This is a genomic window from Salipiger sp. HF18 (assembly GCF_011806505.1).
Classification (GTDB): domain Bacteria; phylum Pseudomonadota; class Alphaproteobacteria; order Rhodobacterales; family Rhodobacteraceae; genus Salipiger; species Salipiger thiooxidans.
The window spans coordinates 1-5,055 of record NZ_JAATOS010000296.1; the positions used below are offsets into that span (position 1 = coordinate 1).

The following is a 5,055-nucleotide window of genomic DNA, read 5'->3' on the forward strand; positions in this document are numbered from 1 at the left end:
CTGCACGGTGTGATAGCTCTCGAGGGTCCAGTTCGAGGTCAGCACCTCGATCGGGGTCTTGATGGCGTCACCCTCGCTCTTGAACGAGAGGATGAGGATCCACAGGATCGGGAAGAAGATCGCGATGCCGACGAGCCATGCGGCCACGGTCACGATCGCCTTCCGGCGGTTGGTCACGGCGCGGGCCATCTCAGTGCTCCCCCTCTGTCATCTGTCCGGGATTGCGCCCGCCGGAGATCGCGTCCGGCGTTGCGCCATCGGTGTCGGGCCGCGCGCCTTCGGGGGCGCCGCCGGTCGCTCCGGCCGTGGCCGGGGCGAAGCCGCTGGGGTGATCGATGGGTTCCATGGTCATGCGTCCAGGTTCTTGCCGATCATCCGCATCAGGAAGATCGCGACGATGTTGGCGAGGATGATGGCGACGACGCCACCGGCCGAGCCTCCGCCCACGTCGAACTGCAGCAGCGACTGCACGTAGATCAGGTAGGTGAGGTTGGTCGAGGCGGTCCCGGGACCGCCGGCGGTGGTCACGAGGATCTCGGCGAAGATCGACAGCAGGAAGATGGTCTGGATCAGGATCACCACGGTGATGGCACGCGAAAGGTGCGGCACCATGATGTAGTAGAACCGCGACAGGGCGCTCGCGCCGTCCATCTCGGCCGCCTCGAGCTGCTCCTGGTCGAGCGACTGCAGCGCCGTCAGCAGGATCAGCGTGGCGAAGGGCAGCCACTGCCAGCTCACGATGAAGATGATCGAGGCCAGCGGCGCCTGGCTCAGGAAATCATAGGGCTCTAGTCCGAGGAAATGCGCGAAATGTCCGAAGAGTCCGTTCACCGGGTTCATGAACATGTTCTTCCAGACCAGCGCCGACACCGTGGGCATCACGAAGAAGGGCGCGATCACCATGATCCGCACCACCCCCTGTCCCCAGAACGGCTGGTCGAGCAGCAGCGCCAGCAGCGTGCCGCCGATCACGGTGATCAGCAGCACCCCGCCCACCAGCAACAGCGTGTTGCCGAGCGCGTCGAAGAAGGCCGGGTCGGTGAGGAAGAAGCGGTAGTTGGTCCAGCCGGTGAACTCCTCCATCCCCGGCATCAGCAGGTTGTAGCGGAGGAAGGAGAAGTAGAGCGTCATCACCAGCGGGACGATCATCCATCCGAGCAGCAAGAGCACGGCGGGGGAGATCATCAACCTTGCTGCGGCGCGGGAATGCTGGGTGGCCATGGCAGGTCTCTCGGCAGGAGGGGGCGCCGGGACGCGGGACGTGCGTCACCGGCGGCGGATGCGACGCACGGACGGAACGGGCGGCGCGCCGGGCGGAAAGGGGTGCAGGCCAGGAGGGCAGGCCCGCACCCGAGGCGGAAGGCGGTTACTTGATGTAGCCGGCCTTCATCATCTCGCGCTGCGTCAGCTGCTGCGCGTTGTTGAGCGCGGTGTCCGCATCGACCTGCCCGGCAAGGGCTGCCGAGAACTGCTGGCCGACCGCCGTGCCGATGCCCTGGAATTCGGGGATCGAGACGAACTGGGCGCCGACGTAGGGCACGTCCTGGACCGAGGGCTTCTCGGGGGTGGCCGCGTCCATGGTCTGCTTGGTCAGCGTCGCGAAAGGAGCTTCCTCGAGGTAGGTGCTGTTCTCATAGAGAGAGGTGCGGGTGCCCGGAGGTGCTGCGCGCCAGCCCTGCTTCTCGGCCACGAGCTGGGTGTACTCCTTGGAGGTCGCCCAGGCGACGAAGGCCTTGGCCGCGTCCGGCGAGTCCGAGGACTGCGGGATGCCGAGGTTCCACGACCACAGCCAGTTGCCGTGGTTGTCGACGCCTTCCTTGTTCGGGAAGACCGCGTAGCCGACCTTGTCTGCGACAGTGGATTCCTCGGGGTCGGTCACGAAGCCCGCGGCGACAGTGGCGTCGATCCACATGCCGCACTTGCCCTGCTGAAACAGCGAGAGGTTCTCGTTGAAGCCGTTCGAGGACGCGCCCGGAGGACCGTAGTTGGTCATCATCTCGAGGTAGTCCTTGAACGCCGCCTGCCACTCCTCGCTGTCGAACTGCGGTTTCCAGTCCATGTCGAACCAGCGCGCGCCGTAGCTGTTGGCCATGGCCATCGCGGCGGCGGCTTCCTTGATCTGCGCCCAGGTGGGCTCTTCGGGGATGCTCACGCCCGCGGCCTCGGCGAGGTCCTTGCGGTACATCACGAAGGCGGATTCACCGTAGAAGGGCAGCGCGTAGAGCGTGCCGTCCACCGACAGCGCCTCGCGGATCGAGGGGATCAGGTCGTCGGCGTCATAGCCCTCGGGCAGATCGTCGAGGGCCAGCAACCAGCCGCGCTCGCCCCAGATCGGCACCTCGTAGTTGCCGATGGTCATCACGTCGAACTGGCCACCGCCGGTGGCCACGTCCTGCGTGACGCGCTGGCGCAGGACGTTCTCCTCAAGCGTGACCCACTCGACTTCGATGTCGGGGTGCTGCGCGTTGAAGTCTTCCATCATGCCCTGCATGCGGATCATGTCGCCGTTGTTCACGGTCGCGACGGTGATGGTCTCGGCCATTGCCGAAGTTGCGAGTGCGCCAACAGCACACGCGCCCAGAAGGGCGCGATACGAATAAGGCATGGATTATCCTCCCAAATCTCCCCAGCATGAGCATATGCCCATATTGTGAAAAAAAGCTCACATATGGATACGAGTCGAGTCAAGCCCGTTTTGGGGGCATCGCGTGGATTATCTGCTGATCAATTCAGCGGCGGTGATCTCGGCGGGGATCAGCCCGGCGATCAGCCGCCCGCGAAGAGCGGCCCGCAAGGGCTTGATCTTGCTCACGCCTCCGCCGATGCAGAGCACCGGGTTGTCGTTCACTGGCACCCTGGATCCGACCATGAAAGCATTGACGGGATGGTCGATATACTGTCCGTCCGCATCGAAGATATGGCCGCAGATTTCGCCCGCGGCCCCGGCCTTCTGCACGGCGCGCAGCTCGGCCTCGGTGATGAACCCGTCCATGAAAAGCGGTGCGTCGTCCGCCATCTGGCCGATGCCGACGATGGTGATATCCGCCTGCGCCGCCAGCGCGCGCGAACTCTGCACGTGCGGCAGCGCGCGGTAGGTGGCGAACTCCTCGGCGTCGCGCGCCATCACCGGAACGGACATCGGGTAGTGCGGTGCGCCGGTCTTGTCGGCGATGCGCATGATGACCTCGTAGAACGAGGCCGAGCCGTCGGGAGAGACGTTGCCGATCAGCGAGACCATCTTGTGCTGGCTGGCGGCGATCGTCGGCATCTGCTCGATCACCGCCCGCAGCGTCCGCCCGGTGCCGAGCGCTATGAGCTTCGGCGTCTGGTCGCGGAACACCCGTTCGAGCTCGGGCGCGGCAAAGGAGGCGATGGCCCGCAGCGCCTCCTGACCGGGTCCGAGACGCGGCGCCACGCGGGCGCGGCTCAGGCCGAATTTCTGGCGCAGCGCCCGTTCGAGCTCGAGGCATTCGGCGATGGGGTGGTCGATGCGCACCCGCACCAGTCCCTCGGCCACGGCGCGCGCCACCATGCGCTGGGCGCGCTGGCGCGAGATCCCCAGCTCCTCGGCGATCTGGTCCTGACGCAGGCCGCCCACGTAGTAGAGCCAGCCCGCCCGGGCCGCGATGTCCTGTGCCGGTACGTCGCCGTCGTCACTCATAGGGCAGGGTCCTCGTCGCAGCGGATGTCAGAAGGTGCGGGGCAAGATGCGCGAGTTCGCCGAAATCTGCAAACCTGCGGTGCGGCTGCGCATCGGGGGCAGAGGGCGGCTCGATCTCGGCGAAGTGGCTGCCGCCGGTGAAATGCCAGACCTGCATCCCCGCCGCGAGGCCCGCACGGATGCCCGCGAGCGAGTCCTCGATCAGCAGGCAATGCTCGGGCCGGATCCCGGCCTTGGCCGCCGCCAGCAGCGGCAGATCCGGGGCGGGCTTGCCGTTGGCAACCTCGGAGGCGGTGGTGATGCGGCCCTCGAAAAGCGCCGAGAGCCCGGTGATCTCGAGCGAGCGCATCAGCCGCGCGGGGCTCGAGCTGGTGGCCAGCGCGTAGGGCAGGCGCAGCGCCTCGACGGTCTCGCGGGCCCCAGGCATGACGCGCAGCTCGTGGCGGAAGGCCTCGACCAGCCGGGCGCGGTACTCGGCCTCGAAGCCCTCGGGCAGCGCGATGCCGAACTCCTGGCGGATCTGGTGCAGCACCACCGGGTAGCTGCGGCCGAGGAAATGGCGCGCCACGTAGGGCAGGTCGATCTCGACCCCGTGCAGCGCCAGCTCGGCCACGAGCATGCGCGCGCTTATGACCTCGCTGTCGACGAGCACGCCGTCGAAATCGAAGATGACAAGCCGGATGTCGGTCATGATGTGGAGCCCCCCCATCGTCCTCTAGACGAAGTGCCGGGCCGGAACCAGCCCCGCCGCGCCGCGCGAAAACCGCCTCCCGCAAGGGAAGGCGGATTTCTCGAAAAAGGCTGCGATTGGCCTCTTGCGCCTCCCGGAGGCTTCCACTAATAGACCCGCTACCGGGTGATTAGCTCAGTGGTAGAGCGCTTCGTTCACATCGAAGATGTCGGGGGTTCAAATCCCTCATCACCCACCATTTCCCCTTATTTACGACGGATCCGGACGCTGTGACGAGCGTCGTTGACTGTGCACTTTCGTGGCCCCGGCGCTTACCATCTGTCGTGCAGCGGACGCTCGGGCAGTGGCGGCAGCGGCTGGCCGATATCGCGGGCGATGGCCCGGTCGCGGCGCAGCGCATCGATGCGGCGTGTGGTGCGCCGTGCGCGCAGATGGGCATGCGTCCAGCCGAGCAACCGGGCGAGAAGGCCGGGGCGCAGCGGGCGCAGTCCGACGATGCGGGTGGGGGTGGTCATCCGGGATCTCCTTGCAGATTCGCGAAAACCCAGGCACCTTGCGTCCTCAAGTTCACTTGAGGTCAAGCGCCCGATGCCCCCCCGTCCCGGCAAAACCATCCGCCCCAACGACCTCTCGGTCGGAGAGATGGCCGCGCGCGCCGGCGTCGCGGTCTCGACCCTGCATTTCTACGAGGCCGAGGGGCTGA

At 66.5% G+C, this 5,055-nt stretch carries 6 protein-coding genes, 1 tRNA gene and 1 pseudogene; 1 reads left to right on the forward strand and 7 read right to left on the reverse strand.

Features of this window, described 5'->3' with window-relative positions; all coding sequences use genetic code 11:
• The 6 genes and pseudogenes from HC022_RS18855 to HC022_RS18880 form a co-directional block, all read right to left on the reverse strand.
• Positions 1-189 (reverse strand): annotated as a pseudogene (locus HC022_RS18855) (carbohydrate ABC transporter permease); the annotation flags it as partial.
• Position 190: 1 nt separating this feature from the next.
• Entirely contained in the window at positions 191-352 is a 162-nt protein-coding gene (locus HC022_RS18860) for a hypothetical protein (RefSeq protein ID WP_167453448.1), read from the reverse strand.
• The gene (locus HC022_RS18865; RefSeq protein ID WP_008885962.1) at positions 349-1,221 is read right to left on the reverse strand and encodes a carbohydrate ABC transporter permease; all 873 of its coding nucleotides are present in this window, start codon (positions 1,219-1,221) and stop codon (positions 349-351) included. Before HC022_RS18865 ends, HC022_RS18860 begins: the two co-directional genes overlap by 4 nt.
• Positions 1,222-1,366: 145 nt before the next feature.
• Positions 1,367-2,605 (reverse strand): ABC transporter substrate-binding protein, encoded by a 1,239-nt coding sequence (locus HC022_RS18870; RefSeq protein ID WP_167453449.1) that lies wholly within the window; start codon positions 2,603-2,605, stop codon positions 1,367-1,369.
• A 108-nt stretch (positions 2,606-2,713) separates the two neighbouring features.
• The gene (locus HC022_RS18875) at positions 2,714-3,661 is read right to left on the reverse strand and encodes a sugar-binding transcriptional regulator (protein ID WP_167453450.1); all 948 of its coding nucleotides are present in this window, start codon (positions 3,659-3,661) and stop codon (positions 2,714-2,716) included.
• Positions 3,654-4,352, reverse strand: coding sequence for an HAD family phosphatase (locus HC022_RS18880; RefSeq protein WP_167453451.1), 699 nt, complete (start codon positions 4,350-4,352; stop codon positions 3,654-3,656). Before HC022_RS18880 ends, HC022_RS18875 begins: the two co-directional genes overlap by 8 nt.
• A 163-nt stretch (positions 4,353-4,515) precedes the next feature.
• On the opposite strand from HC022_RS18880, the gene HC022_RS18885 reads away from it, so the two are divergent.
• A tRNA-Val gene (locus HC022_RS18885) sits at positions 4,516-4,590 on the forward strand.
• Between the two features lie 73 nt (positions 4,591-4,663).
• Here HC022_RS18885 and HC022_RS18890 read toward each other — a convergent pair.
• A complete protein-coding gene (locus HC022_RS18890; RefSeq protein ID WP_167453452.1) occupies positions 4,664-4,867 on the reverse strand; it encodes a hypothetical protein in 204 nt (67 codons plus the stop codon).
• Positions 4,868-5,055 lie beyond the last annotated feature (188 nt).

What these genes read in the sequence shown, in the direction of transcription:
- HC022_RS18890 (WP_167453452.1), bottom strand. Translation starts at nt 4,867, where the DNA reads ATGACCACCCCCACCCGCATCGTCGGACTGCGCCCGCTGCGCCCCGGC.
- HC022_RS18860 (WP_167453448.1), bottom strand. Translation starts at nt 352, where the DNA reads ATGACCATGGAACCCATCGATCACCCCAGCGGCTTCGCCCCGGCCACG.
- HC022_RS18865 (WP_008885962.1), bottom strand. Translation starts at nt 1,221, where the DNA reads ATGGCCACCCAGCATTCCCGCGCCGCAGCAAGGTTGATGATCTCCCCC.
- HC022_RS18875 (WP_167453450.1), bottom strand. Translation starts at nt 3,661, where the DNA reads ATGAGTGACGACGGCGACGTACCGGCACAGGACATCGCGGCCCGGGCG.
- HC022_RS18880 (WP_167453451.1), bottom strand. Translation starts at nt 4,352, where the DNA reads ATGACCGACATCCGGCTTGTCATCTTCGATTTCGACGGCGTGCTCGTC.
- HC022_RS18870 (WP_167453449.1), bottom strand. Translation starts at nt 2,605, where the DNA reads ATGCCTTATTCGTATCGCGCCCTTCTGGGCGCGTGTGCTGTTGGCGCA.